The organism is [Clostridium] scindens ATCC 35704 (assembly GCF_004295125.1).
Taxonomy (GTDB): Bacteria; Bacillota; Clostridia; order Lachnospirales; family Lachnospiraceae; genus Clostridium_AP; species Clostridium_AP scindens.
Genome location: NZ_CP036170.1, coordinates 689,260 through 713,374, shown reverse-complemented (window position 1 = coordinate 713,374; position 24,115 = coordinate 689,260). Strand labels below are relative to the sequence as shown.

Below are 24,115 nucleotides of genomic sequence, written 5' to 3'. Positions count from 1 at the left end.
ATATGGGATTTTTAACAGGTAAGACAGCCATTATCACAGGCGGGGGAAGAGCGACATTAAGTGACGGAAGCTGTGGTTCTATTGGCTATGGGATTGCGACCGCATACGCGAAAGAGGGGGCCAATCTGACCTTGACGGGACGTAATGTGAAGAAACTGGAAGATGCAAAAGAAGAACTGGAGAGGCTCTACGGGATTAAAGTGCTTGCAGTTCAGGCTGACGTAAGCGCAGGCGCTGATAATAAAGCGGTTGTCGAACAGGTTATTAAGCAGACAGTTGAGGAGTTTGGAAGAATTGACGTGCTGATTAATAATGCACAGGCATCTGCTTCAGGAGTTTCAATTGCCGATCACACGACAGAGCAGTTTGACCTGGCGATTTATTCCGGGCTGTATGCGGCTTATTATTATATGCAGGCGTGCTATCCGTATCTGGCAGAGGCGAAGGGAAGCGTTATTAACTTTGCATCAGGCGCGGGGCTGTTCGGGCATTACGGACAATGTTCTTACGCGGCAGCAAAAGAGGGTATCCGCGGTCTTACAAGAGTGGCTGCGACGGAGTGGGGCAAAGACGGGATTAACGTTAATGTTGTGTGTCCTCTTGCATGGACAGTTCAGCTTGAGAATTTCGAGAAGGCATATCCAGATGCATTTAAAGCGAATGTAAAGATGCCTCCGGCCGGCCACTATGGAGATGTGGAGAAGGAAATCGGACGCGTCTGTGTTCAGCTGGCATCTCCGGACTTCAAGTTCATGAGTGGTGAGACTATTACGCTGGAAGGCGGAATGGGGCTTAGGCCATAAACTGTAAGTGCAGTTAGAAGTTCATATATTTAGCAGGTTTTTATAACAGCCGTCATTATCCTATGATAATGACGGCTGTTTGGTTTGCGCGCCATGGGCGCGCTCTAAAGGGTGAAAGTCCCAAATACGCCTAGGCAACGAGGAAGTATATAGCCGATTGACAAGGGTGTCCATCGTGAGGTGGAATCTGAAGGAAGTCACCATCTTGCAAAGAACGGCAAAATTATCAAAGAGCAGTTGAGGTCAAGAAAGTATAATAAACCTCAACCAGTACGGAGAGTGGAGATACCAAAGCCTGATGGCGGTGTCAGAAACCTGGGAGTACCAACAGTAACAGACAGATATGTACAACAAGCCATAGCACAAGTGTTAACTGAAGTGCTATAATAAAGTTGTAACGATGGTGGCTAATAAGATATACTAAAAACGATGAGAAAAGAGGTTCTTATCATGCCACAGAATTACACACCAGAGTTTAAAAAGAAGATTGTCCGTCTCCACGAAGAAGAAGGACGCACTTACCAAAGTATCACATCTGAATATGGCGTCTCAAAAGCCAGTATCTCCAAGTGGTGCAGCCAATTACGCGAAGAATGCCAGACAAGCCCGGAAATAAAAGAAGAATACGATTATATGAAAGAAATGCTTAAGTTCCGCAAAGAGAATGAAGAACTCCGTAAGGAGAACCTCTTCTTAAAAAAAGCGGCGGCATTCTTTGCAAAAGAAATCGATTAGAGGCTTATCGGTTTATTGAAAAATATCAGAAAGATCTAGGGCTGCGCTGGCTGCTACGGCCATTGAATATCTGTCCCAATGCTTACTATAACTACCCGAAACACCGGAAGGCTGATTTCTGTACTCAAAAATCTAAAGTACAGGCGCAGATCCGTGAGATTTACCACAAGCACAATGGCGTGGACGGATACCGGAGCATGGCTGTTTATCTGGCACGCAAAGGGTTTCGTTACAGTCCTGTGACCATTCATAAGTATATGAATAAAGAGATGGGGCTGTATGCGATTGTCCGTCCGAAAAAGCCGGAGTATATGCATGGGAAGCCACATAAGGTATTTGATAATAAGCTGGCCCAAGACTTCACTGCTGAGCGGACGAATCAAAAATGGTGTACAGATTTTACCTATCTGTTCCTGAAAAATGGAGAGGTGCGTTATAACTGCAGTATACTTGATCCGTATGACCGCAGCATCATTGCGAATATTACGGACCGTCATATCAACTCAGAACTTGCCATCCGGACATTACAGAAGGCATTGGATTCGTAGCCGGTGCGAAAAGGAGAATTACTCCTTCATAGTGATCAGGGGGCACAGTATACATCGAAAGCATTCGTTGAGTATTGTGAATCAGTCCACGTAACACAAAGCATGAGCAAAGCTGGATGTCCATATGACAACGCACCAATGGAACGATATTTCAATTCTTTGACACAGTAAACCATGATAAGTTGATGACCATTGTTGGTAGAACAATCAAAGATGGAGTTGTTATTTCCATCATAAGAAAGTATCTTGTCAGTGGAATCATGATTGATGATGAATACGAGGATTCCATTGTGGGTACACCACAGGGCGGATTATGCCGAGACAGATGTTATGCCGAGATACGTCCAGTATTCTTACTTAGGATTTATCTGTGTTTTTACTTTCTGAACTCGGCATAATACTTTTCTATTTTAATGGTCAGAAAAAGAAAGGGGAGATTTTTATAAGAGAAGCGCCAGAAAAATTTAAATTAGAAGATACAACAATATGGTCTTTTCCGGAAAGAGGAAGCTGGGCTACACATTCAGGAAAATATAGAGGAAACTGGTCTCCATACATTCCTAGAAACCTTATTTTACGATATTCAAAGAAAAAAGATTGGATACTGGATCAATTCTTAGGCAGTGGCACAACGTTGATTGAGGCAAAGTTGCTGGGAAGAAATGCAATCGGCGTTGATATAAATTCTGAAGCTGTCAAATTATCTAACACAAATCTAAATTTTACTTGTCAAGAAAGATCAAAAATATTCACAAAACAGGGAAATGCAAATAATTTATCATTTATAAAAGATGAAAGTATAGATCTTATCTGTACGCATCCGCCATATGCAGATATTATACGATACAGTAAGGAAATCCCGGGAGATATTTCGCATTTAAAATATGAGAAGTTCTTGAAGGAACTGGAACAGGTTGCAAGAGAATCATATAGGGTATTAAAGAGGCAAGGAATATGTGCAATTATGATTGGAGATATACGAAGGAAAGGTTATGTGTTGCCTTTGGGGATGAACTCTATGCAGAAATTTGTAGAGGCTGGATTTAAACTTAAAGAAATCATTATAAAGGAACAGCATAATTGTCGATCAGCTTATTATTGGGAGGGAAGAGAAAGAAAATTTTTAATGTTAGCACATGAGTATATCTTTATATTAGAAAAAACGGACTGTTATAATTCTATGTGAAGTAGTTATGTGAAGTAGGTGAAGTAAGGTCTTATAATCGGGAACAAGTGTTTGCAAAAGTCTGCAATCGCTGAAATTAATGTTGATACTGCTGAAATTGCATGATAAAATAACGACATAGCAATATTTACTATGAAAGATGAAAGATGGTTTAGGGGGTAAAATATGGCGGTTAGTTATAAAAAATTGTGGAAATTGCTTATCGATAGAGATATGAAAAAGAAAGATTTATGTGTGGCTGCAGGCATTAGTCATGCTTCAGTGGCGAAACTTGGAAAAAACGAGAATGTTACTACAGATGTCTTGGTGAAAATTTGCACTGCTTTAAAATGTGATATTAGCGATATCATGGAAATAATAGAGATTGAAGGGGAAAAGGCGTGATGGAACAAGTTTTAAAGAAAGAAAAACATATACAGGCGAAGCCTATTATGAAATGGGCTGGTGGAAAAACTCAGATGTTAGGTGATATCATGCCTAAAATTCCTCAAAAATATGGAAAATACATAGAGCCATTTATCGGTGGAGGGGCATTATTTTTTGCACTAAGTCCGGATAAAGCAATAATTGCAGACAGTAATCCAGAGTTGATTAATATGTATCGACAAGTTGCTGATAACGTAGAGAATGTTATAGCATATCTGAAAAAATATAAAAATACTAAAGAAGATTTTTATGAAGTACGTTCATTAGATTGGCTTAAACTAAAAAAAGAAGAAGCAGCAGCAAGAACTATTTATTTGAATAAAACATGTTTTAATGGTTTGTATCGTGTCAATAAGAAAGGGCAATTTAATGTCCCATTTGGAAAGTATAAAGCACCGAATTTTTGCGATGAAGAGGCTTTATATGCTGCTTCAGAGGTATTGAAAAAAGCGACTATAACATGTGGTGATTATTTATCAGTATTGAAGGAATATGTAGAACCGGGAGATTTTATCTTTTTAGATCCCCCATATCTGCCAATTTCAGAATATTCAGATTTTAAGAGATATACGAAGGAGCAATTTTATGAAGAGGATCATGTGGAATTGGCTAAAGAAGTCAAAAGATTGCAGGAATTAGGTTGTCATGTAATATTGACAAATTCTAATCATCCACTGGTTCATGAGTTATATGCGGATTATAAGATTGAGGTTATTCAAACAAAAAGGTACATTTCTTGCAATGGGAACAAAAGAAAAGGCGAAGATATTATTGTTGATATCTTGCCTAAGCAGAAGTCTATGTTAAAAATAGTACCGAAACCTTTGCCAGAGCAGGTAATGAAATACCCAGCAACTAGATACATGGGATCCAAAAGTAAATTATTGCCACAAATTTGGGCAGTAGCTTCGCAGTTTAATTTTGATGCAGTAGTGGATTTGTTCTCTGGTTCTGGAATTGTTGGTTATATGTTTAAGGCTCAGGGAAAAACTGTGATTAGTAATGATTATATGGCAATGTCAGCAACTTTTACAAAAGCAATGGTGGAAAATAATAGAGTTATATTGCCTTTGGAGGAAGCAAAAAAATTACTGATTGAGAAAAAAGAGTCTGATCATTTTGTAGAAAATACATTTCAAGGCTTATATTATAAAGATGAAGAAAATAAGTTGATAGATATTTTGCGAACCAACATCGCTGGAATTAGAGATCAATACAAGAAAGCAATTGCAATGACAGCTCTGATTAGAGCCTGTACAAAGAAAAGACCAAGAGGAATTTTCACATATACTGGAGATCGTTATAATGACGGACGAAATGATTTGCTGAAATCTTTAGAACAACAATTTCTGGAAGCAGTAGAAAGTATTAATAATGCAATTTTTGATAATGGATGCGAAAATAAATCTAAGCATGGAGATGCAATGGAAGTAAAAATTAAGCATCCGGATTTGGTGTACATTGATCCACCGTATTATTCTCCATTGTCAGACAATGAATATGTGCGTAGATACCATTTTGTTGAAGGTTTGGCACGAGATTGGAAAGGCGTAGAAATACAAGAAAATACGGTAACAAAGAAATTTAAATCATATCCTACACCATTTTCAACTAGAAAAGGTGCTGCAGATGCATTTGATAAGCTGTTCAAAAAGTTTTCAGATAGTATTTTGATTGTATCTTATTCCTCAAATAGTCAACCAACACAAGATGAAATGGTTGCGCTTATGTCTAAGTATAAAGAACATGTAGAAGTAGTGCCAATAGATTATACATATTCTTTTGGAAATCAAAAACATGCTAAGACAAATCGAAATAAAGTACAGGAATATTTATTTGTTGGATTTAATGGAGAAGACGTATGGAAGAAAAAATAGATATCTGGTTGGTGGGAAATACTGGATTACGAAATCCAAATAGAATACAGGAAGGCTTTAAAGTATTTGCAAATTCACCGTATGTAGGAAAACTTCGTGGAAAAGAGAATGAAATTGGCTTCATGAATTTTCTTAACGATCAAGGAATTATTCAAAATGAAGCTGGTAAAGATACATCTGGTAGTCATGCTCGGAAGTGGCGTTTGATGTTTTCAAAAAATGGATTCATCTATCCACAAGTGAAGAAGAAAGATGTAGAACAAGAGGAACTGGGAAATTTAGACGATATAACACCATTTGGACGAACTTTCTTAAAAGCAGATACATATCCAGCAGTACAAGAGTGCTATTTAAGAGCATTGAGTGTTGAACAATTTGCTACGCCAGATGGGAATTCTTATTTTTCACCATTGAGGTGGATATTGGCAATTATGTTGGAGTTAGAGAAGCGGACAGGAAGTTCTGAAATTACAAGGATAGAATTTGCGTTGTGGGGACATACGACGAATCCGAGTTATTCAATTGAAGAGGTTGTAAATAATATCTTGGATTTGCGTATCCGTAGAAAGCAAGCACCATCAAAGCGTAATTTTGATAAAAAAGAAGTTGCAGAACGTGGAAAGCACTATGATAAAAAAGCAGATAATTTTTTAGACTATAGTGATATGAACATGCGATATTTACGTATTTCAGGAGTGTTACAGCGAAAAGGTAGAGGAATGGTTATTGTTCCGGCTAAACATATTCTGGCTGAAAGGTTGGCAAAGTCTACATCGAATGAAGAACCAATAACGGTTCAATATAAGAGATTATGTGAAGGTGCAGAATTACCAACGGATAATTTGGATACTGCTAAGGCTTTATTGAATGATTTGATAAAGCAGATGAAGAGTAGACAAATTTTATTTGATATTAATGATCTTCCGTTGAACACAGCAACAGAAATTAATATTGCCAGACGACGTTTGGAAAATGTATTATTTCAAACGGATGAAATCCAGTATGCAAAAGAGCAATGCAATCAATGGCAAGAAATAGCAGACTATATGGAATTATTGATCAAGGGCGGTGGAAAGCGTACATACGATGATGATAATGTTATTGAAGTACCAAAAGATGAAACTCCTGCATATTTGGAATGGATTTTATGGAGAGCATCTTTAGCTATTGATCATATGGTCAATAAACCTTATGAGGTGAGAGGATTTAAATTGGATTCTGATTTTCTTCCAGTATCTGCAGCTGGCGGTGGAAAAGGTGACTTATATTGTGAATTTAACGATTTTACTATCTTAACAGAAGTTACTATGTCAACATCATCACGTCAGGAAGCAATGGAGGGAGAACCTGTAAGAAGGCATGTATCCGATGCAGTTTTAAAATATGACAAACCAGTATACGGAATGTTTATTGCAGTGAAAATAGATACGAATACGGCAGAAACATTTAGACATGGAATTTGGTATGTACAAGGAGATTTAAAACAGAGGCTGGATATTGTTCCACTAACATTGGCTCAGTACAGAGAATATTTTATGGCTATGTTTAGAACAGGTCACGCTAATCCAGAAAAATTACGTGAGTTAATTTTGCTATGTGAAACGAGAAGAGATATTTTAAATGCACCGGGATGGAAATCATATATATGTATTGCAGTTAATGAAGAAATAAAAAGAATGGAAAAAGGAATTCTGGCAAGTAAGGATAAGGAGTTGCCTATAGTGCCACCAGGGGCAAAGATAAATTATCCGGGATACGGCGAAGGACAAGTAATTGCAATTGATGTATGTTTTCCAGAGTCTAAAGCGAAGAGTAAGAGATTCCCATATTTGAACGGAATTTCAGATGAGCTTAGCTTATATGCTGATGGAAAGACGATATTACATGAAAGATTTGGTGAAGGTACAATTCGTGCATATGTAGTTGCTTTTCAAAATGAGATAATATCATTAAGTTATCCTAAAGTATTTAGCGATGGATGCGTAAAGATATTGTAAATAAAAGTATAAAAAATGTAACCGTGCATAAGATAAGGAGTAGATGATGTATAATTATGTAAGAAATTATAAAGGACGAACTGATTTGGTAGATTTATACGGGGACAATTCATTATTATTGTATGCACTACAATTGAGATATGATATTGAAGATATTATCGGTTGCTTAGGAAGCATTGACAGATGGAAGTGACGATAAAAAGTGCCATTTGATTTATATAGATAGAGATGCAGGATTTGCAGTTGTTGCTCAAGCTTATATGAAGAAAAATCCAACGGAGACAGACTTAGCTAAAGTAAATAAAGCAAGTGATTTAAACGTAGCAGCATCGTGGGTTTTTGCAAGAGATATAAATGATATACCAGATAGAATAAAAGATTCAGTTAGTGAGTTGTAAGAGGCGATCAAGGAAGGCGATATTAATACAATTTATTTTTGGTATGTTCATAATATGAATGAAAAAAACAATCCAGAAGTTCAGGAGGAATTAAACACTGTACAAATTGCAGCACAAAAATTAGTAAATGATTTAGCCGGTGATAATTCTGTTAAAATAGTTGCACTAGAGGTGGGAAATAATACAATCGAGCGTTGGTACAATAGTTCTAGTAAAAGAATTACTAGCGAAAAGTTGATCGATGTGGAAGGAAATGGAAAAGCCTTTGAAGTCAAGGGAGTAAAGTGGAAATCTTGTGTAACGGCAGAAAAGGAAGTTGGATACGAAAGCTTTATTTGTTGTATAAAGATGATCTTTTTTCTGGCAATCCGAGAAATTACTTGGGAGCAGGAAAAAGAAAAAATAAAATTAATTTAGGCATTATGGATACGGTACAGGAACAACCGGAAAAATTCTGGGCATATAACAATGGATTGACGGCACTAGTAAATGATTATGAAATAGACAATGACAATATAACAAAAGTACATGGTATAACTATTATTAACGGTACACAATTAACAGGAACTATCGGAGTTGTTGAACGTTTAAAAGAAGATTTTCTTGTACCGATATGATTTATTGTGTGTAGTGCTCCTAAGATAATAGAAGAAATTATTAATAATAACAATAAACAGAATGAGATCTTGCCATCTGATTTAAGAAGTAATGATAAGCAGCAGGTAAGACTTAGAAAAGAATTTGAAAAATTTCCACAATTATATTCTTGTCTTTGACAGTTTGCAAAGAAAAAATATCCCCGCAACCCTTGTGGATAAAGGGTTCGCGGGGAATCTCTTTGTCGTCACGAAATATAGTAATTTATTCTCTTCCTTTACTTTTTTTCTGAATAGTTTTCATATGGCGTTTTGTAATGAATGTTGTGATAACACTATGATAACAAAACTCTCCAAAACTGTTTATTGTAAAATAGAATTACCGAAAGTTGCAAACGGGAATTGGAGAATGTTGCATCTCCAAATTGGAGAAAGTTGCAAGGCATTCGCTAGAAACTCTCAGGAACGGTGTAGCGCTTGAGTGGCAGCCACCAAGTATGAGCATTCCCATGAAAAGATCCATTGCAGGTATATCCAAAAACCATTAACCTTATCTTTATTGTAGTCCAAACAATAAAGACAAGGAGGAAAGGAGAATGTCAACTACAATGGATCAGATACATCATATCAGAGATATGTTCTACCGGCAAGATAAGAACATTTCTGAAATCGCATCTGAGACCGGCCTTAACTGGAAAACGGTCAAAAAATATGTGGATATGGAGGACTTTAACAATCCGTCTCCCAAACCTGCATCATCAGAGGTTCACGAATCCAATCTTGACCCATTCAAACCTTTGATTGATGAATGGCTACAGGCAGACAAGCTTGCACCAAGAAAGCAACGGCATACAGCCAAAAGAGTATTTAAACGCCTCAAGGATGAAGCAGATGGTTTCGGCTGCAGTTAAGTCAGACTTTGGAACAGCCGATTTTTATGAAAATGACAGGCTTCATCACGAGGCTAAGTACCTTGTGCTCAGTTTTCCCTACAGTAACGGAGGTTTCCTCCAGCTTAATTATGGCGAAAACATGGAATGTCTTCTGAAAGGACTGGTTGCCATATTTGAGCACATCGGTGGTGTTCCCACGGAAATCTGGTTTGACAATACCAGAACCATTGTTACCGAAATCATCAAAGGTGGCGGGCGTAATGTAACAGAGCGGTTTCAACGCTTTTGTGAACACTACCGCATTAAGCCGGTTTTTATGAATCCTGAATCCGGATGGGAAAAAGGAAACGTGGAAAACAAGGTTGGCTACCTGCGCCGCAACGAACTTGTACCGGTACCCCGCTTTGATGATCTTGTGAAAGAAAACAAGCATCTTCTGGATCGTTGTGAAATCGATATGCAGCGTGAGCACTATGATGACGATGATGACCGCTTTATCAGTAAACTGTTTGAAGAAGATAAGGCTCGTTTACTGCCGCTTCCTTCCGTTCCGTTTGATACGGCACTTTACACAACGGCAACAACGGATAAATATGGAAAGTTTACTCTTGACGCAGGAAAGCACCGTTATTCTGCTTCACCGGCTTTCTGTGAGTCCATTGTAAATCTCAAGATTACATCCTCTGATGTGATTGTCATGGACAAAGATATGCACGAAGTGGTGCGTCATAAGCGCCTTTACGGCAATGAACATGAAAGAATGGACTGGCTGCCATACCTTACATATATCGCCAGGAAACCCCGTTCTCTTCGAAACAGCGGCATATATGACATGATGCCACAAACCATGCAGATATACATGGATAACTGCGAAAGCAAGGAACGCGGACGTGTCCTGAAGGTGCTTGCAGAACTTACGGAAAGAACCGGATTTGCCAGTGCTGTCAGAACAGTTGACGAAGCAGTCCGGCTGAATGCCACAGATCCGGACAGTCTGCAGAGCCTTTACAGGCGAACCTATGCAGATGTACCGCTTCTGCCTCCGCTTGAAAACAAAGTTTTACTGCCACAGCAGAAGGTCATTCCGTTCAGAAATGATCTGAAAATGCTGGATGCCGCCCTTAAGAAGGGAGGTGTCTCAAATGGCTGATATAGAAAAATCTATTGCAGCATGCTGCAAACAGCTCAAGCTGCCCACGAACTTTGCAGGACAGGCTTTCGAGCAGAAAGGAGACACACCGCAGGAATACCTTTTAAACCTCCTGACAAACGAAATTGAATACCGTACAGCAAGAAGGAAGAGCAAGTTCCTCAATACCACCGACTTCCCACGTAGATACCGTGTGGAGGAATTCAGGGCAGATGAGATAGATTTCCCGGAAGACGTCAGCTTCCAAAGCCTGTTAGACCTGGAGTTTTATCATACAGGAAAAAATGTCATCATGTATGGAGGAACAGGAACCGGTAAAACAATGCTTTCCATTCTGATTGGAATGTCTGCATGTAATCAGGAAATTCCGGTAAGATTCTACCGCACTGCCGGACTTATCAATCTCTTTTCCGAGAGTCAGAGCAGCGGAAAGCTTACTGCACTGAAAAAGAAGCTTAACAGTGCCCGGATACTGATTCTGGATGAATTCGGATATGTTCCGTATGACCGCACCGGTTCACAGCTTCTGTTTGATTATCTTTCTGAGATACACGAGCAGAAATCGGTGATTTTAAACACGAATCTTGAATTCTCACAGTGGGTGAACGTTCTTTATGACCAACGGATGACAACAGCACTGATTGGCAGGCTCACTCACCATGTGGAACTGATTCTGTTCCCGGGGATCAATAATCGGTTACGTGAATCAAGCATCAATGCAACTCTTTCAAGAATCAGCAGTCAGGAGGCAGGTAACAATGGCTAAAAATAAAAAAGTTATCAAAGAACAGAAAAAATATCAAAATCTTCAGGAACGCTATGAGGAGATGAATGATTATCTTCTTGATCTCATAGAAGATCACCGATGCGCAGAAGAAGATCTGAGATATCTAAATGATTTTATCCATTATAAAGAGCTGGATGAGGAGTTCCGCTATTTCAGGGAACATGCACATGAAGATGAAAACTCGGAACTTCCGTTTCCATATCTCACGCTATAACAACTAAATATGGTCTGCAATGGCTATGTAGCTGGCAGAATAGCTGCCAGCCGAGGCCTTGCAATTTTCTCCAATTTGGAGATGCAACATTCTCCAAAAATATTTTGCATTTTTTTCCAAAAAGTGCTTGCAAAAACCATGCTACAATCATCGAATAATATTGAATTATTTGAATTCAAAAGGACTTTCCGAAAAATCGGAAGGTCCTTTTTGGCTTTTCAGGATATTCCGTATAATTCTAAAAAGAATTTACATTCATGCGCAGGTAACTGTTGACAAACTGATATCAAAATGATATCATTAAAACATCAAAAGATAGAAGGGCGGTATGAATTATGAAAGAAAAGGTTTTTAAGGGCAAACGGTATGGCATGGCTATGCTTCTGGTACTTCTTCTCCTATATGGAGCGGCAACAGCAGGCCTGATCTATGGAGTGGCTGGGGAGCATGTGGCAGTAGGAATTATAGCAGGCATATGGCTTTGTATCGGCTGGATCCCATTCCTGGGCCTGAAGGTCTTAAGGCCGCAGGAGGCGCTGGTGCTTACGCTGTTCGGCAAATATATCGGCACGCTGAAAGATAACGGGTTCTATTATGTGAATCCATTCTGCACAAGCGTCAACCCGGCGTCCAAGACAAGACTTAGCCAGAGCGGCGATGTAGATGGAGGCAAGAGAAAGGAATCCGGCCAGAGTGCAGGCGCGGAATCCGGAAATAAGAAGATCTCCTTAAAGATTATGACTTTGAATAATAACCGGCAGAAGATCAATGACTGTCTTGGCAACCCCGTTGAGATTGGAATTGCGGTGACATGGCGGGTAGTTGACACGGCAAAGGCAGTTTTCAATGTGGATAACTACAAGGAATATCTGTCCCTACAGTGCGACAGCGCTCTGAGGAACATCGTGCGACTGTATCCTTATGATGTGGCTCCCAACGTGGACACCACGGGAGATGGGATTGCTGACGACGGAAGCCTGAGAGGCTCCAGCGAGGTGGTGGCTTCCAGAATCCGGGAAGAGATCCAGACAAAGGTGGAAGAGGCAGGACTTGAGATCGTCGAGGCACGTATTACCTATCTGGCTTATGCGCCTGAGATTGCAGCGGCCATGCTGCAGAGACAGCAGGCATCTGCTATCATTGATGCCAGGAAAATGATCGTAGACGGTGCAGTGGGGATGGTTGAGATGGCTTTGGAACGGCTGAATGAGAATCAGGTGGTAGAATTGGATGAAGAGAGAAAGGCGGCAATGGTATCCAATCTGCTGGTAGTGCTTTGTGGAAATCATGATGCACAGCCGATCGTAAATTCAGGAACACTTTATTGATATGGCAGATAAAGGGAAAAAACAGGTTCCGCTTCGGCTCTCAGCCAAACTCTACGATGCAATCGCCGCCTGGGCAGAGGACGACTTCCGTTCTGTCAACGGTCAGATAGAATATCTCTTGACGGAATGTGTAAGACAGAGAAAGAAGAACGGCAGGCCTGTACCGCACGAACTGGATGTGCCGCCAGAATTAGATATTGAATAAAGAAGACCCCCGGGGAATAGAAATAAATTTCCCGAGGGTCTTTCTCTTGGAATGAGTGAAGGACGTCAGCGGGATGGCAGAAGTATGCAGAGGTACAGCAATCTTGAAAACTTGCCAGTATATTACAGATATGTTACAATTTATTAAGTAATTGTAACATATAAAACAAAGGTATTATGCGAAAAGAGGAGTCAGATGATAGAGATTGAGAACATAAGCAAGCATTTTGATGACACTGCTGCATTGAGCCAAGTCTCCTTCCGAATACCTGAAGGAAAAGTATTTGGCCTGCTGGGAACCAATGGGGCCGGAAAAAGCACGCTTCTTAGAGTAATGGCTGGAATTCTTAAGGCTGACGCCGGGACGGTCAGGATCAATGGAGAGGTCGCTTATGAAAATCCCGGGGCAAAAGAACGATTCTTTTATCTGCCGGACGACCCTTACTACTTCCCTACAGCCACCATGGAGGATATGGCCAGATTCTATAAGAAGCAGTATTCCGCCATGGACCGAAACGGCGTGCGTTATATGGCGGATCGGCTGGAACTGGATATCCGGCGGCCGATCCGTACATTTTCCAAGGGAATGAAGAGGCAGGCGTTTCTGATTATGGCCTTATGCGCCAATACAGACTACCTGCTGTGCGACGAGGTATTTGACGGATTGGATCCGGTGGTGACGGAGGCGATGAAGAACCTGTTTGGAAAAGAAATCCATGAGCGCGCTCTTACTGTTGTGGTGGCAGCCCACAAATTACAGGATCTGGAGGACTTCTGCAATGAGATTGGAATCCTGCACAAAGGAGGCCTTTTGCTGGCCGGGGATATGAGGGAGAAGGCAGGAACGATGACTAAGATTCAGTGCGTGTTCGAGCAGGATGAGCCGCTGATGGCGGAGCATCCGTCGATTGTGCGCTGCCATCGTGACGGCTACTTTACTACGGTGATCGTCAGAGGAAAGAAAGAGGAGGCCCTGGAGAATATCCGGCAGAGGAATCCCATCTTCTGCAGGGAGGTGCCGATGTTGCTGGAAGAGATATTTATGGCAGAGATGGAGGAAAATGGTTATGACATCCGCAAAGTATTACAGTAATTGGCTGAAGGAAGCAGGGCGGGGGCATATCAGCGCGATTCTTGCCTGGGGAGGATTTGCGCTGTATCTGATATTCAAAGTCATGTCGCTTTCTGTAGATACGGACTTTTTATTTTTTGGAATTGGAAGCGCGGAACTTTCTTATCTGTGTATGGGACTTGGTATTTTATTGGCGTTTTCAGAATTCGGCTACCTGTTTCAGGCGAAGAAGCAGGACTTCTACTATAGTCTTCCGGTAAAGAGAAACACGATATTCTGGACGCGTTATTTCCATGGGCTGCTGCATTTTGCCTTTCCGTTTCTTATCACCCAGGCGGTATGCGCCGTGTATCAGGCAGGCCACGATACCTTGTTCGCTCCTTATGCCAGTGTGTATACCGTGCGCAGCGTGATCGTTTTTTTTCTGGTCTTTCTGCTGTTCTACCATATGGGGCTGATGGCGGCTGCTGTATCGGGCAGAGTGGCTTTTGCGGTGGCGGTGCTGGCCGTTCTGCTGTTTTACTTCGAGATACTGGCTCAGTACGTCCTGCTTGGAATGTCCCAAGAGATCTTTCATACGTTTTACCGCATCCCGCTCTTGGAAGAGGCCGGCAGATTGCTGGTACCTGCAAGGCTTGCGGATACTTTGGCAGGAACGTTCCTGTATGAGAAGCGGGAGGTACTGGAGTACTTCCCAAAAGGAGGGCAGATATGCGCCGCACTCGCATGGATATTGCTTCTGGGTGTAGCAATTCTGCTGGTATTGGGAAGAAGAAAGACGGAGATGACAGGAAGGGACTTTGCCAGCCGGCTGGCGGAACGCGTGACAGAGTTCCTGCTATCTGTGCTTGCGGGCCTATGCGCCTGTACCCTGATCCTGAAGATCTTCCATACAATGGAGGAAGGAGGTTTAAAGGGCGTGCTGTGCCTGACGCTAGCCGGAGTTGTCGGCACGCTGGCAGTCCATCTTCTGGTGGAGGGGCTGGTAAGGGTTCCTCTAAGAAAGATAGCACGCAGGAAGGGACAGTTGGCGGCGGAATGCATTGCCGTATGCGTGGCGGCGCTTGCCTTTCTCGAAGGCCGGGATTCCTTCGATGGCTTCTACCCGCGGCCGGACCAGATAAAGGGACTTTCCATCTTCATGAATGGGGTGGATATTGACCAGGCCCAATATGAAGAGATTGAAGCGGGAAGGGATCATTATCTGATAGACAGCAGGCTTGCGCAGTATTCTTTGCACGATAACGGAATGGAGGAGGGGCTTGCCTGGCTAAGAACGGTTTGCCGACAGGGAAAAGGCTCCGGCAGAGTTACGACGGCTACCGTATGCTATGAGATGAAAAGCGGGGCAATGAAATACCGGGCCTACCCGGTGGATGAAGAGAGCCTGGATGCCTTTGCCGGCGTGTATGAGTGCGGTGAATACAAAGAGAAGGCCTACCCGCTGACTGAGATTAAGGAGGCGGATCAGGAAAGACTGGTCTGGTCGGACGGAGTGCTTGAACAGACGCTTCGGCTGACCGCCCAGGAGAAAAAAGACTTTCTGGCTGCGTATAAGGCGGATGTTGATAGCCTGAAACTTGCGGAACTAAAGGAGTCGCTTCCGGCCGGCTACATAGAATTGGAATCAGAAGTCAGCGCTAAAGATATGAGGGCCGCCATCTATCCATTCTTTGGCCGGACCTGTAATTTTCTAAAGGAGCATGGGGCAGACGTGGGGAAACAGATAGAAGATTATAAGATCGTAGGGTTGAAGGTTAAGAATATGCCATCCGGCACCGGGAAGAGAACCGGGAATACAGGCATCAGGTTCTACCAGGAGGAAGAGGACCTGGAAGCGTGGCGAGGGAAACTGGTTCCGGAAGACCTGGCGATCCAGTCGATCCTGCATCCTGTCGATGGACGGACGTATGCCGAAGCTGAAATTAAAGATGAGGATACCAGTTCCGTGACCATTACCCAGTGCTATGGAAAGGCGAAGTGACATGGCTATATTCCAATTGCGGTTATCGGCCCGGCGTAGTACACTAATAGGGAGTATAGCGGAATACCCGGGATATAATGAAGAGTGGAAAGGGATGCCAGATGGAGAACAAGAAAGCAGTTGGGACAGGGATGCCTGAAATAGTGGTGATAGGAGCGGCAATTATGGACGTGCTTGCGAGGCCGGCGGACGAAGCAGTGTTTCGTACGGGCTCAAGTCCCATGGAGGATATATGCATGTCTACCGGGGGAGACGCATTGAACGAGGCTGTGATCTTGGCCAGAATGGGGAAAAAGGTCCGTCTGGAGACGGTACTTGGGGATGACCATGCAGGCCGGATGATCCGGGAGATGTGCATAGAAGAGGGGATCGCGGTAGAGCCCCGGCAGATACGCCCTGAGATGCCTACGGGAATCAACGTGGTCCTGATCAAGGAAGACGGGGAACGCAGTTTCCTCACCAATGCCAATGGAAGCCTCAGAAGGCTTAAAATAGAAGATGTCAGGATGCCATTCCCGGAAGGGGCAAAGATTCTTAGCTTTGCCAGCATCTTTGTGTTTCCTGAGATTGACTGCAGGGGCCTTAAGAAGATATTTGCCCAGGCAAAGAGCCAGGGGATGACGGTGTGCGCGGATATGACCAAGAGGAAACTCGGCGAGACGGTGGAGGATATCAAAGAGGCGCTGGAATGTGTAGATTACATTCTGCCAAATGAGGAGGAGGCATGCCTGGTGACCGGGAAGGACACGGCCGAAGAAGCGGCAGAGCGCCTGCTTGAGGCAGGCGTGAAGAATGTCGTCATCAAATGCGGGGCCAGAGGATGCCTGGTAAGGAACAGAAGGGAATGCTACAGAGTGTTGGCAAAGCCGGGGGTTAGATGCATCGATACCACCGGGGCCGGAGACAGTTTTGCCGCAGGGTTTATCTACGCATTATCGAAAGGCAGGACGCTGCGGGAATGCGCCGAATACGCAAATGCATGCGGGGCCAGGGCGGTCCAGGTATTGGGAGCGACCGGGTGGATACAGGCTGGCGCTTCAGATAAACCCTGTGAAAATGGAGGATAAGCAGACATGGAGTATTCACATGAGTTCATCATGCCCAATGACGACATTCCATTTAAGATGTTCGTATTCGAAGGCAAGGACGGCAACTACGTCAGGGAGAAGCACTGGCATCGGTCGGTAGAGATATTTGCGCTGTTCGAGGGAGAATTAAGATTCTTCCTGAATGAGAAGGAATACCCGCTTAAGCCCGGGGAATTCATGCTGGTCAATTCCAATGAGATTCATTCCATCCAATCCCCAAAGGCCAACCGGACCATTGTGCTTCAGATACCGCTTGTCACGTTCGAAAATTACTATACGGAGGAACGTTTCATCTATTTCTCCCATAGTTCCAGACTTCAGGACGAGGAAGTGATGCGCCTCATCGAAGATATGTATGAAACATATGCCCGCCGGGACTGCGGCTATGAATTGAAAGTTCTGGGCCAGTTCTACCTGCTGGTGTATCTTCTGGTGACCAAATACCGTGAGATGGAGGTCAGCATGGATCTGGTGCGCCAGAATAAGAAGTTGAATAAGCTCTCCGCTATCACGGCATACATGGAGGATCACTATACCAAAGACTTATCCCTGGAGAGCCTGGCGAAGATCTTCGGCTATTCGCCCACCTATCTGTCCAGGATGTTTCAGAAGTATGCCAGGACCAATTATAAAACCTATCTGGATCATATCAGGCTGGAATATGCATACAAGGATTTGGTGAACACATCGGATGCGATTGGCGAGATCGCCAGTAATAACGGATTTGCCAACAGCAAGGCTTTTGCGAAGGTATTCAAAAGAAAATATGGCATGCTGCCAAGCGAATATAGAAAGCGCCAGGCAGAGACTCAAGTGGTGACGTAACATTTTTCAAAAGTGTTACGTCACCACTTGGCATCTGCCCTGTCCCCTTTTGAATAAAAAGACAAGAATTTGCCATAAACAGGGTGAATAATTGGTCGTGACAGAAAAAATAAGTTGATATAATGACCTTATAATAAACGAAGGCAAAAGGAGGAAGAAAATATGGAGATTCGCAAGGTAACAGATCCGTCTTTTGGCGTATACGGAAAGGTGCTTAAAGGTTATGGCTTTGACCGGCTGCTGAAAGAGATGGGACACACGCCGGTACCGGATGACGGCGTCATCTATGTGGCGTCCGTGGAGGAACTGGAAGGACTGCCTGTGGCGGCGAAACTGAAAGAACGGGCATATGGAGGCCTGCCCATCCAGATCGGCTATTGCAATGGCAATAATAATAAGCTGAATGCGCTGGAGTACCATCGTTCCTCGGAGATAGACATTGCGGCCAGCGATCTGATTCTGCTTCTGGGACGGCAGCAGGATATAGAGGCGGATTACACCTATGATACGGAAAGGGCAGAGGCATATTATGTTCCGGCCGGGACGGCGGTGGAACTATATGCGACGACGCTTCACTATGCGCCTTGTACAGCACAGGAAAATGGGTTTAGATGCGTCATCGTACTGCCGAAAGAAACCAATACAGACCTGGACTTTAAGCCTGGAAAGGATGGAGAGGATCGGCTTCTGGCGGCCAGGAACAAATGGCTGATCGCCCATAAGGAGGCCGCGATCGAAGGTGCTTTCTGCGGGTTAAAAGGAGAAAATATTACACTATAATTACTTGACGAAATAGGAGAAGGAGGTACAATGATTATGAGTAATATGCCAGAAGTGAAGATTGCAGTGGTGGCTGTCAGCCGCGACTGCTTCCCGGAGAGTCTGTCCGTGACGAGAAGAGAGAATCTGATGAAGGCCTATCAAGAGAAATACGGGGAGGAAGGAATCTATGAATGTCCGATCTGTATTGTAGAGAGCGAGATCCATATGGTGCAGGCACTGGAGGACACACGGAAAGCCGGGTGCAATGCATTGGCGGTTTATCTTGGCAACTTCGGGCCGGAGATAGCGGAGACCCTGCTTGCAAAGCATTTTGACGGGCCAAAGATGTTCCTGGCGGCAGCGGAGGAGACGGGCGGCAGCTTGCTGGATGGCCGCGGAGATGCCTATTGCGGAATGCTCAATGCCAGCTATAACCTGAAACTGCGGAACATAAAGGCTTACATACCGGAATATCCGGTGGGGGACGCAGGAGAATGCGCGGATATGATTCATGAATTTCTGCCCATTGCCCGGGCTATCATAGGATTGAGCAATCTGAAGATCATCAGCTTCGGGCCAAGGCCTCTGAATTTCCTTGCTTGCAATGCCCCCATCAAGCAGCTGTATAACCTGGGGGTGGAGATCGAGGAGAATTCGGAACTGGATCTGTTCGAGGCCTTTCATAAGCATGACGGGGATGAGCGGATTCCCGGCGTTGTCAGGGAGATGGAAGAGGAACTGGGAGAGGGCAATAAGAAGCCGGAGATTCTTGCGAAACTGGCACAGTACGAGCTGACGCTGAAAGACTGGGTGGAAGAACATAAGGGATACCGCAAATACGTAGCGATCGCTGGCAAGTGCTGGCCAGCGTTTCAGACCCAGTTTGGCTTCGTGCCTTGTTATGTGAACAGCCGCCTGACTGCCCAGGGCATTCCGGTATCCTGCGAGGTGGATATCTACGGGGCGCTGAGCGAATTCATCGGAACTGTAGTGAGCGGCGATACGGTAACCCTGCTTGACATCAACAATTCCGTGCCCGAAGATATGTTTGAAGAGGATATCAAGGGCAGATTCGATTATACCAGACAGGATACGTTCATGGGATTCCACTGCGGCAATACGGCCTCGTCCAAACTGGCATTCTGTGAGATGAAGTATCAGAAGATCATGGCAAGGGCGCTTCCCCAGGAGGTGACGCAGGGAACTCTGGAAGGAGATATCATTCCGGGAGACATTACCTTCTTCCGGCTGCAAAGTACCGCGGATAGCCGTCTGAGGGCCTACATCGCCCACGGAGAGGTGCTGCCTGTCGCAACCCGCTCCTTTGGCGGCATTGGAGTATTTGCGATTCCCGAGATGGGAAGGTTCTACCGCCATGTATTGATCGAAGGCGGATATCCGCACCATGGCGCTGTTGCGTTCGGCCACCACGGAAAGACCTTGTTCGAGGTGTTCAAGTATATCGGCGTGCCGGTGGAAGAGATTGGCTATAATCAGCCTGCCGGCGTCAGATATCCGACGGAAAATCCCTGGCGATAAGACGGAAGGAAAGGCATAGAAAGTCGTATGTGCAAGATTATGAGTAGGAACAGAGTTAAAATGGAATACTAGGAGGAAAAAAGATGCTATATATAGGAGTAGATCTGGGAACTTCAGCGGTAAAACTGCTGCTGATGGATGAAGAAGGCAAAATACGCAATATCGTTTCCAAAGAATATCCCCTGTTCTTTCCGCACCCGGGCTGGTCGGAGCAGAGGCCGCAGGACTGGTTCGAACAGTCCATGGAAGGCATCCGGGAACTGACCGAGGAGTGTGACAAAGAAGAAGTCGCAGGCATCAGCTTCGGCGGACAGATGCATGGGCTGGTGGCGCTGGATAAGGATGACAATGTTATCCGCCCGGCCATACTGTGGAATGACGGACGGACAGGAGAAGAGACGGATTACCTGAATCGGGTGATCGGCAAGGAAAGATTGTCCGCTTATACGGCGAACATCGCATTTGCGGGATTTACCGCGCCGAAGATTCTCTGGATGAAGAAGCATGAGCCGGAGAATTTTGGGAAAATCAGCAAAATCATGCTTCCCAAGGATTATCTGGCCTACAAACTGTCCGGCTCTTTCTGCACGGATGTATCTGACGCGTCAGGGATGCTGCTGATGGATGTAAAGAACAGATGCTGGTCAGAGGAAATGCTGGATATCTGCGGCATTACAAAAGCGCAGCTGCCTGCGCTGCATGAAAGCTACGAAGTGGTGGGCACGCTAAGGCCCGGGATTGCCGAAGAATTGGGGCTGCCAAAGTCGGTAAAAGTAATCGCAGGCGCGGGGGACAATGCGGCGGCTGCAGTCGGAACCGGAACGGTAGGAGAGGGAAGATGCAATATTTCCCTTGGAACCTCGGGAACCATCTTCATTTCCAGCAAGAAGTTCGGCGTGGATGAGCATAACGCCCTGCATTCCTTTGCCCACGCGGACGGCAATTATCATCTGATGGGCTGTATGCTGAGCGCGGCCGCCTGCAACAAATGGTGGAGCGAGGAGATATTAAAGTCCAAGGACTTTGCCGCGGAGCAGTCCGGTATTACCAGGCTTGGCGAGAATCATGTATTTTATCTTCCGTACCTGATGGGTGAGCGTTCCCCGCATAATAACCCGGATGCCCGCGCCATGTTCATCGGAATGTCCATGGATACCACAAGGGAGGACATGACCCAGGCCGTGCTGGAAGGCGTCACATTCGGCCTTCGGGATTCCCTGGAAGTGGCAAGAAGCATTGGCATCCAGATCGAGCGCACGAAGATCTGCGGAGGCGGAGCCAAAAGCCCGCTGTGGAAGAAGATCATCGCAAATGTGATGAACATGAACGTAGATGTGATCGAGAGCGAGGAAGGACCGGCGCTTGGCGCGGCCATGCTGGCGGCAGTGGGCTGCAAAGCCTACCCGGATGTGGAGACGATCGCCAAAAAACTGGTAAAAGTAGTAGATACGGTAGAACCAGATTCGGAACTGGTGGCAAAATACGAGGAAAGGTATCAGAAGTTCCGGAGGATATATCCTACGGTGAAGGAATTATATTAAGAGAATTTTGGAGATGGAGGCGCCAATGCCTCGGAGAAATCCACGCCCCCTCCCCTCGGGCGGTTCGCCAATTCCCTCAATTCCCCCAAATTCCTAATTCCATTCCCCACTTCCTTATGATAAAATATAAAAGAATGTAGGTTTTGAGAGTGAAGAACAAGAGGAGGAAATAAAATGGAAAGTCGAAAAATCATCCAGATAGAGGACAAGGTTCCTTTCCGGCTGCTGGTTCCGTTAAGCATCCAGCATATGTTTGCCATGTTCGGGGCATCCGTGCTGGTGCCGTTCCTGTTTGGAATCAGCCCTGCCATCGTGCTGTTCATGAATGGCGTGGGGACATTGCTGTTTATCTTAATCACCAAGGGAAGGGCGCCGGCTTATCTGGGTTCCAGTTTTGCCTTTCTTGCGCCGGCGGGAATCGTTATCAGCGAGATGGGGTATCCGTATGCGCTGGGAGGATTCGTCGCTGTGGGATTCTGCGGCTGCGTCCTTGCGCTGATCATCTATAAATTCGGGTCAGACTGGATTGATGTGGTGCTGCCTCCGGCCGCTATGGGACCGGTGGTTGCGCTGATCGGGCTGGAACTGTCGGGGAGCGCAGCCGGCAATGCGGGACTGCTGGAGAAGACGGTAGACCCCAAGAACGTGATCGTATTCGTGGTGACGCTAGGAGTGGCGATCTTCGGAAACATCCTTTTCCGAGGCTTTCTTTCTGTGGTACCGATATTGATTGCGGTGATCGCAGGGTATATGGCTGCGCTTTGCTGCGGCATCGTTGATTTTACGGAAGTGTCAAAGGCGTCCATCTTTGCCATGCCGAATTTTCAGATGCCGAAGTTCAGCATGGAGGCCATCCTGATCATCCTTCCGGTACTGCTGGTGATTACATCGGAACACATTGGACACCAGGTAGTAACAAGCAAGATTGTAGGGCGTGATCTTTTGAAGAACCCGGGGCTTCACCGGTCTTTACTGGGGGACAACCTTTCTACCATGCTATCCGGATGCATCGGCTCCGTACCGACCACGACTTATGGCGAGAACATTGGCGTGATGGCTGTCACCAAGGTATATAGCGTAAGGGTGATCGCAGGCGCTGCCGTCCTTTCCATTATCTGTTCCTTCGTAGGGAAGCTTTCCACTTTGATCCAGACGATCCCGGGACCAGTCATCGGGGGCATATCCTTTCTCCTGTACGGTATGATTGGCGCATCCGGCATCCGTATCCTGGTGGATTCCAAGGTGGATTATGGACGTTCCAGGAACCTGACGCTGACAAGTGTGGTATTTGTAACCGGACTGTCTGGAATCTCGGTAAAGTTTGGAAATATTCAGCTGACAGGCATGGTGCTGGCCTGTGTGGTAGGAATGGCGCTGAGCCTGGTATTCTATATCCTTGACAAATTAAAATTAACGAATGACAGGGAAGAGGCATAAGATCTGGAGGAGTGTTATGAGCGAGAAGAAGTCGAAAGAGCAAGAGACAAAAGAAACCATGGTTGATACCATATGCCGAAATATACGCAGGGATATTATTGCCCATGAGTTAAGGCCAGGACAGAAGATCAATGTAAAAGAACTGGCGGCCAGGTATGGGACCAGCGAGACGCCGGTAAAGATAGCCTTAAACCGGCTTTTGTCCGAGCAGATCGTGGAGAATTTCCCCCGCCATGGAATGAAGATAAAGTCGATAGACGAGGAAGAGGCTAAGGAGATATTCAGCCTGAGGCTGATGATGGATCTTTATTATACCAAGGAGATCATTGAGGCCGTACATACGAACAATACGCTCAGGGAAGCGCTTGAGAATAATGTGAATGAGCATTATGAGATCATGAAGAAGTATGAGAATGAGAATACGGTAGAAAAATATATGGAGAATTATATCCATGATGCCAAATTCCATGAATTGTACCTGAAATGCTCGGGGAACAGGAAACTGGTAGAATTATACCATAGCGTGAATCCTTTCATATACAGCAATTATATTTTCCGGAAACAGTCTAAGGAGAAAGATTTTGCAGGAGTAGAAGAACACAGGAAGATTATCCAGGCAATCTTTGACGAGGATGAAGAGCGGCTCAGGGAATGCCTGAAAGAGCATATTAATAATGCGGTAAAGGCGATCAGCATGATTATTAAGATTGATAAGATGCTGTAAT

General features: G+C 44.6%; 21 protein-coding genes and 4 pseudogenes. All 25 read left to right on the top strand.

All coding sequences use genetic code 11. The features are described from left to right. Window positions 1-2 precede the first annotated feature (2 nt). The 25 genes and pseudogenes from HDCHBGLK_RS03705 (at window position 3) to HDCHBGLK_RS03570 (ending at window position 24,114) form a co-directional block, all read left to right on the top strand. Complete coding sequence (locus HDCHBGLK_RS03705; RefSeq protein WP_004607430.1) at window positions 3-803, top strand: SDR family NAD(P)-dependent oxidoreductase; 801 nt, start codon at window positions 3-5, stop codon at window positions 801-803. 222 nt (window positions 804-1,025) lie between these two features. Further along, window positions 1,026-1,184 (top strand): annotated as a pseudogene (locus HDCHBGLK_RS19925) (maturase); the annotation flags it as partial. A 48-nt stretch (window positions 1,185-1,232) separates the two neighbouring features. Next, a pseudogene (locus tag HDCHBGLK_RS19210) lies at window positions 1,233-2,248 on the top strand (IS3 family transposase); the annotation flags it as partial. Further along, a pseudogene (locus tag HDCHBGLK_RS19920) lies at window positions 2,239-2,397 on the top strand (group II intron reverse transcriptase/maturase); the annotation flags it as partial. The pseudogenes HDCHBGLK_RS19210 and HDCHBGLK_RS19920, both read left to right, overlap by 10 nt. A 59-nt stretch (window positions 2,398-2,456) precedes the next feature. Then, window positions 2,457-3,272: a TRM11 family SAM-dependent methyltransferase gene (locus tag HDCHBGLK_RS03675; protein WP_004607435.1), complete on the top strand. Its 816-nt coding sequence runs from the start codon at window positions 2,457-2,459 to the stop codon at window positions 3,270-3,272. Window positions 3,273-3,437: 165 nt separating this feature from the next. Further along, on the top strand, window positions 3,438-3,656 hold the full coding sequence (locus tag HDCHBGLK_RS03670) for a helix-turn-helix domain-containing protein (RefSeq protein ID WP_004607436.1): 219 nt from the start codon (window positions 3,438-3,440) through the stop codon (window positions 3,654-3,656). Next, entirely contained in the window at window positions 3,656-5,575 is a 1,920-nt protein-coding gene (locus HDCHBGLK_RS03665; RefSeq protein ID WP_004607437.1) for a Dam family site-specific DNA-(adenine-N6)-methyltransferase, read from the top strand. The genes HDCHBGLK_RS03670 and HDCHBGLK_RS03665 overlap by 1 nt, the downstream gene beginning before the upstream one ends. Beyond that, window positions 5,560-7,572 (top strand): AlwI family type II restriction endonuclease, encoded by a 2,013-nt coding sequence (locus HDCHBGLK_RS03660; protein WP_004607438.1) that lies wholly within the window; start codon window positions 5,560-5,562, stop codon window positions 7,570-7,572. Before HDCHBGLK_RS03665 ends, HDCHBGLK_RS03660 begins: the two co-directional genes overlap by 16 nt. A 176-nt stretch (window positions 7,573-7,748) precedes the next feature. Then, window positions 7,749-7,970, top strand: a complete 222-nt coding sequence (locus tag HDCHBGLK_RS03655; protein ID WP_004607440.1) for a hypothetical protein — start codon at window positions 7,749-7,751, stop codon at window positions 7,968-7,970. A 54-nt stretch (window positions 7,971-8,024) separates the two neighbouring features. Then, window positions 8,025-8,387 (top strand): hypothetical protein, encoded by a 363-nt coding sequence (locus HDCHBGLK_RS03650; RefSeq protein WP_004607441.1) that lies wholly within the window; start codon window positions 8,025-8,027, stop codon window positions 8,385-8,387. After that, window positions 8,351-8,587, top strand: coding sequence for an AIPR family protein (locus tag HDCHBGLK_RS03645; RefSeq protein WP_233440734.1), 237 nt, complete (start codon window positions 8,351-8,353; stop codon window positions 8,585-8,587). Before HDCHBGLK_RS03650 ends, HDCHBGLK_RS03645 begins: the two co-directional genes overlap by 37 nt. Before the next feature lie 587 nt (window positions 8,588-9,174). Next, window positions 9,175-10,609 (top strand): annotated as a pseudogene (locus HDCHBGLK_RS03635) (IS21/IS408/IS1162 family transposase). Beyond that, on the top strand, window positions 10,602-11,375 hold the full coding sequence (locus HDCHBGLK_RS03630; protein WP_004607446.1) for an ATP-binding protein: 774 nt from the start codon (window positions 10,602-10,604) through the stop codon (window positions 11,373-11,375). The pseudogene HDCHBGLK_RS03635 and the gene HDCHBGLK_RS03630 overlap by 8 nt, the downstream one beginning before the upstream one ends. Continuing rightward, the gene (locus HDCHBGLK_RS03625; protein WP_004604852.1) at window positions 11,368-11,610 is read left to right on the top strand and encodes a hypothetical protein; all 243 of its coding nucleotides are present in this window, start codon (window positions 11,368-11,370) and stop codon (window positions 11,608-11,610) included. The genes HDCHBGLK_RS03630 and HDCHBGLK_RS03625 overlap by 8 nt, the downstream gene beginning before the upstream one ends. Window positions 11,611-11,945: 335 nt before the next feature. Continuing rightward, window positions 11,946-12,938 (top strand): SPFH domain-containing protein, encoded by a 993-nt coding sequence (locus HDCHBGLK_RS03620; protein WP_004607448.1) that lies wholly within the window; start codon window positions 11,946-11,948, stop codon window positions 12,936-12,938. 1 nt (window position 12,939) lies between these two features. Then, window positions 12,940-13,143 (top strand): hypothetical protein, encoded by a 204-nt coding sequence (locus HDCHBGLK_RS03615; RefSeq protein WP_004607449.1) that lies wholly within the window; start codon window positions 12,940-12,942, stop codon window positions 13,141-13,143. Between the two features lie 195 nt (window positions 13,144-13,338). Then, window positions 13,339-14,235 carry an ABC transporter ATP-binding protein gene (locus tag HDCHBGLK_RS03610; RefSeq protein WP_004607450.1) on the top strand — a complete coding sequence of 299 codons (897 nt, stop codon included), beginning with the start codon at window positions 13,339-13,341 and terminating at the stop codon, window positions 14,233-14,235. Continuing rightward, on the top strand, window positions 14,210-16,198 hold the full coding sequence (locus HDCHBGLK_RS03605) for a DUF6449 domain-containing protein (protein ID WP_233440733.1): 1,989 nt from the start codon (window positions 14,210-14,212) through the stop codon (window positions 16,196-16,198). Before HDCHBGLK_RS03610 ends, HDCHBGLK_RS03605 begins: the two co-directional genes overlap by 26 nt. A 101-nt stretch (window positions 16,199-16,299) precedes the next feature. Continuing rightward, window positions 16,300-17,265 (top strand): carbohydrate kinase family protein, encoded by a 966-nt coding sequence (locus HDCHBGLK_RS03600; protein ID WP_009249753.1) that lies wholly within the window; start codon window positions 16,300-16,302, stop codon window positions 17,263-17,265. A gap of 6 nt (window positions 17,266-17,271) precedes the next feature. After that, window positions 17,272-18,111 (top strand): AraC family transcriptional regulator, encoded by an 840-nt coding sequence (locus HDCHBGLK_RS03595; protein WP_004607453.1) that lies wholly within the window; start codon window positions 17,272-17,274, stop codon window positions 18,109-18,111. Window positions 18,112-18,273: 162 nt separating this feature from the next. Continuing rightward, entirely contained in the window at window positions 18,274-18,891 is a 618-nt protein-coding gene (locus HDCHBGLK_RS03590; RefSeq protein ID WP_004607454.1) for a DUF4867 family protein, read from the top strand. 36 nt (window positions 18,892-18,927) lie between these two features. Continuing rightward, window positions 18,928-20,412 (top strand): L-fucose/L-arabinose isomerase family protein, encoded by a 1,485-nt coding sequence (locus tag HDCHBGLK_RS03585; protein WP_039909782.1) that lies wholly within the window; start codon window positions 18,928-18,930, stop codon window positions 20,410-20,412. A gap of 83 nt (window positions 20,413-20,495) precedes the next feature. Continuing rightward, window positions 20,496-21,953: a xylulokinase gene (xylB, locus tag HDCHBGLK_RS03580; protein ID WP_004607456.1), complete on the top strand. Its 1,458-nt coding sequence runs from the start codon at window positions 20,496-20,498 to the stop codon at window positions 21,951-21,953. A 174-nt stretch (window positions 21,954-22,127) separates the two neighbouring features. Continuing rightward, window positions 22,128-23,390, top strand: a complete 1,263-nt coding sequence (gene uraA / locus HDCHBGLK_RS03575; RefSeq protein WP_004607457.1) for a uracil permease — start codon at window positions 22,128-22,130, stop codon at window positions 23,388-23,390. Window positions 23,391-23,406: 16 nt separating this feature from the next. Continuing rightward, a complete protein-coding gene (locus tag HDCHBGLK_RS03570; protein WP_009249748.1) occupies window positions 23,407-24,114 on the top strand; it encodes a GntR family transcriptional regulator in 708 nt (235 codons plus the stop codon). Window position 24,115 lies beyond the last annotated feature (1 nt).

Excerpts from the sequence above, each read along its gene's own strand:
- HDCHBGLK_RS03705 (WP_004607430.1), top strand. The coding sequence starts at position 3 with ATGGGATTTTTAACAGGTAAGACAGCCATTATCACAGGCGGGGGAAGA.
- HDCHBGLK_RS03670 (WP_004607436.1), top strand. The coding sequence starts at position 3,438 with ATGGCGGTTAGTTATAAAAAATTGTGGAAATTGCTTATCGATAGAGAT.
- HDCHBGLK_RS03665 (WP_004607437.1), top strand. The coding sequence starts at position 3,656 with ATGGAACAAGTTTTAAAGAAAGAAAAACATATACAGGCGAAGCCTATT.
- HDCHBGLK_RS03660 (WP_004607438.1), top strand. The coding sequence starts at position 5,560 with ATGGAAGAAAAAATAGATATCTGGTTGGTGGGAAATACTGGATTACGA.
- HDCHBGLK_RS03650 (WP_004607441.1), top strand. The coding sequence starts at position 8,025 with ATGAATGAAAAAAACAATCCAGAAGTTCAGGAGGAATTAAACACTGTA.
- HDCHBGLK_RS03630 (WP_004607446.1), top strand. The coding sequence starts at position 10,602 with ATGGCTGATATAGAAAAATCTATTGCAGCATGCTGCAAACAGCTCAAG.
- HDCHBGLK_RS03625 (WP_004604852.1), top strand. The coding sequence starts at position 11,368 with ATGGCTAAAAATAAAAAAGTTATCAAAGAACAGAAAAAATATCAAAAT.
- HDCHBGLK_RS03620 (WP_004607448.1), top strand. The coding sequence starts at position 11,946 with ATGAAAGAAAAGGTTTTTAAGGGCAAACGGTATGGCATGGCTATGCTT.
- HDCHBGLK_RS03615 (WP_004607449.1), top strand. The coding sequence starts at position 12,940 with ATGGCAGATAAAGGGAAAAAACAGGTTCCGCTTCGGCTCTCAGCCAAA.
- HDCHBGLK_RS03610 (WP_004607450.1), top strand. The coding sequence starts at position 13,339 with ATGATAGAGATTGAGAACATAAGCAAGCATTTTGATGACACTGCTGCA.
- HDCHBGLK_RS03605 (WP_233440733.1), top strand. The coding sequence starts at position 14,210 with ATGACATCCGCAAAGTATTACAGTAATTGGCTGAAGGAAGCAGGGCGG.
- HDCHBGLK_RS03600 (WP_009249753.1), top strand. The coding sequence starts at position 16,300 with ATGGAGAACAAGAAAGCAGTTGGGACAGGGATGCCTGAAATAGTGGTG.
- HDCHBGLK_RS03595 (WP_004607453.1), top strand. The coding sequence starts at position 17,272 with ATGGAGTATTCACATGAGTTCATCATGCCCAATGACGACATTCCATTT.
- HDCHBGLK_RS03590 (WP_004607454.1), top strand. The coding sequence starts at position 18,274 with ATGGAGATTCGCAAGGTAACAGATCCGTCTTTTGGCGTATACGGAAAG.
- HDCHBGLK_RS03585 (WP_039909782.1), top strand. The coding sequence starts at position 18,928 with ATGAGTAATATGCCAGAAGTGAAGATTGCAGTGGTGGCTGTCAGCCGC.
- xylB (WP_004607456.1), top strand. The coding sequence starts at position 20,496 with ATGCTATATATAGGAGTAGATCTGGGAACTTCAGCGGTAAAACTGCTG.
- uraA (WP_004607457.1), top strand. The coding sequence starts at position 22,128 with ATGGAAAGTCGAAAAATCATCCAGATAGAGGACAAGGTTCCTTTCCGG.
- HDCHBGLK_RS03570 (WP_009249748.1), top strand. The coding sequence starts at position 23,407 with ATGAGCGAGAAGAAGTCGAAAGAGCAAGAGACAAAAGAAACCATGGTT.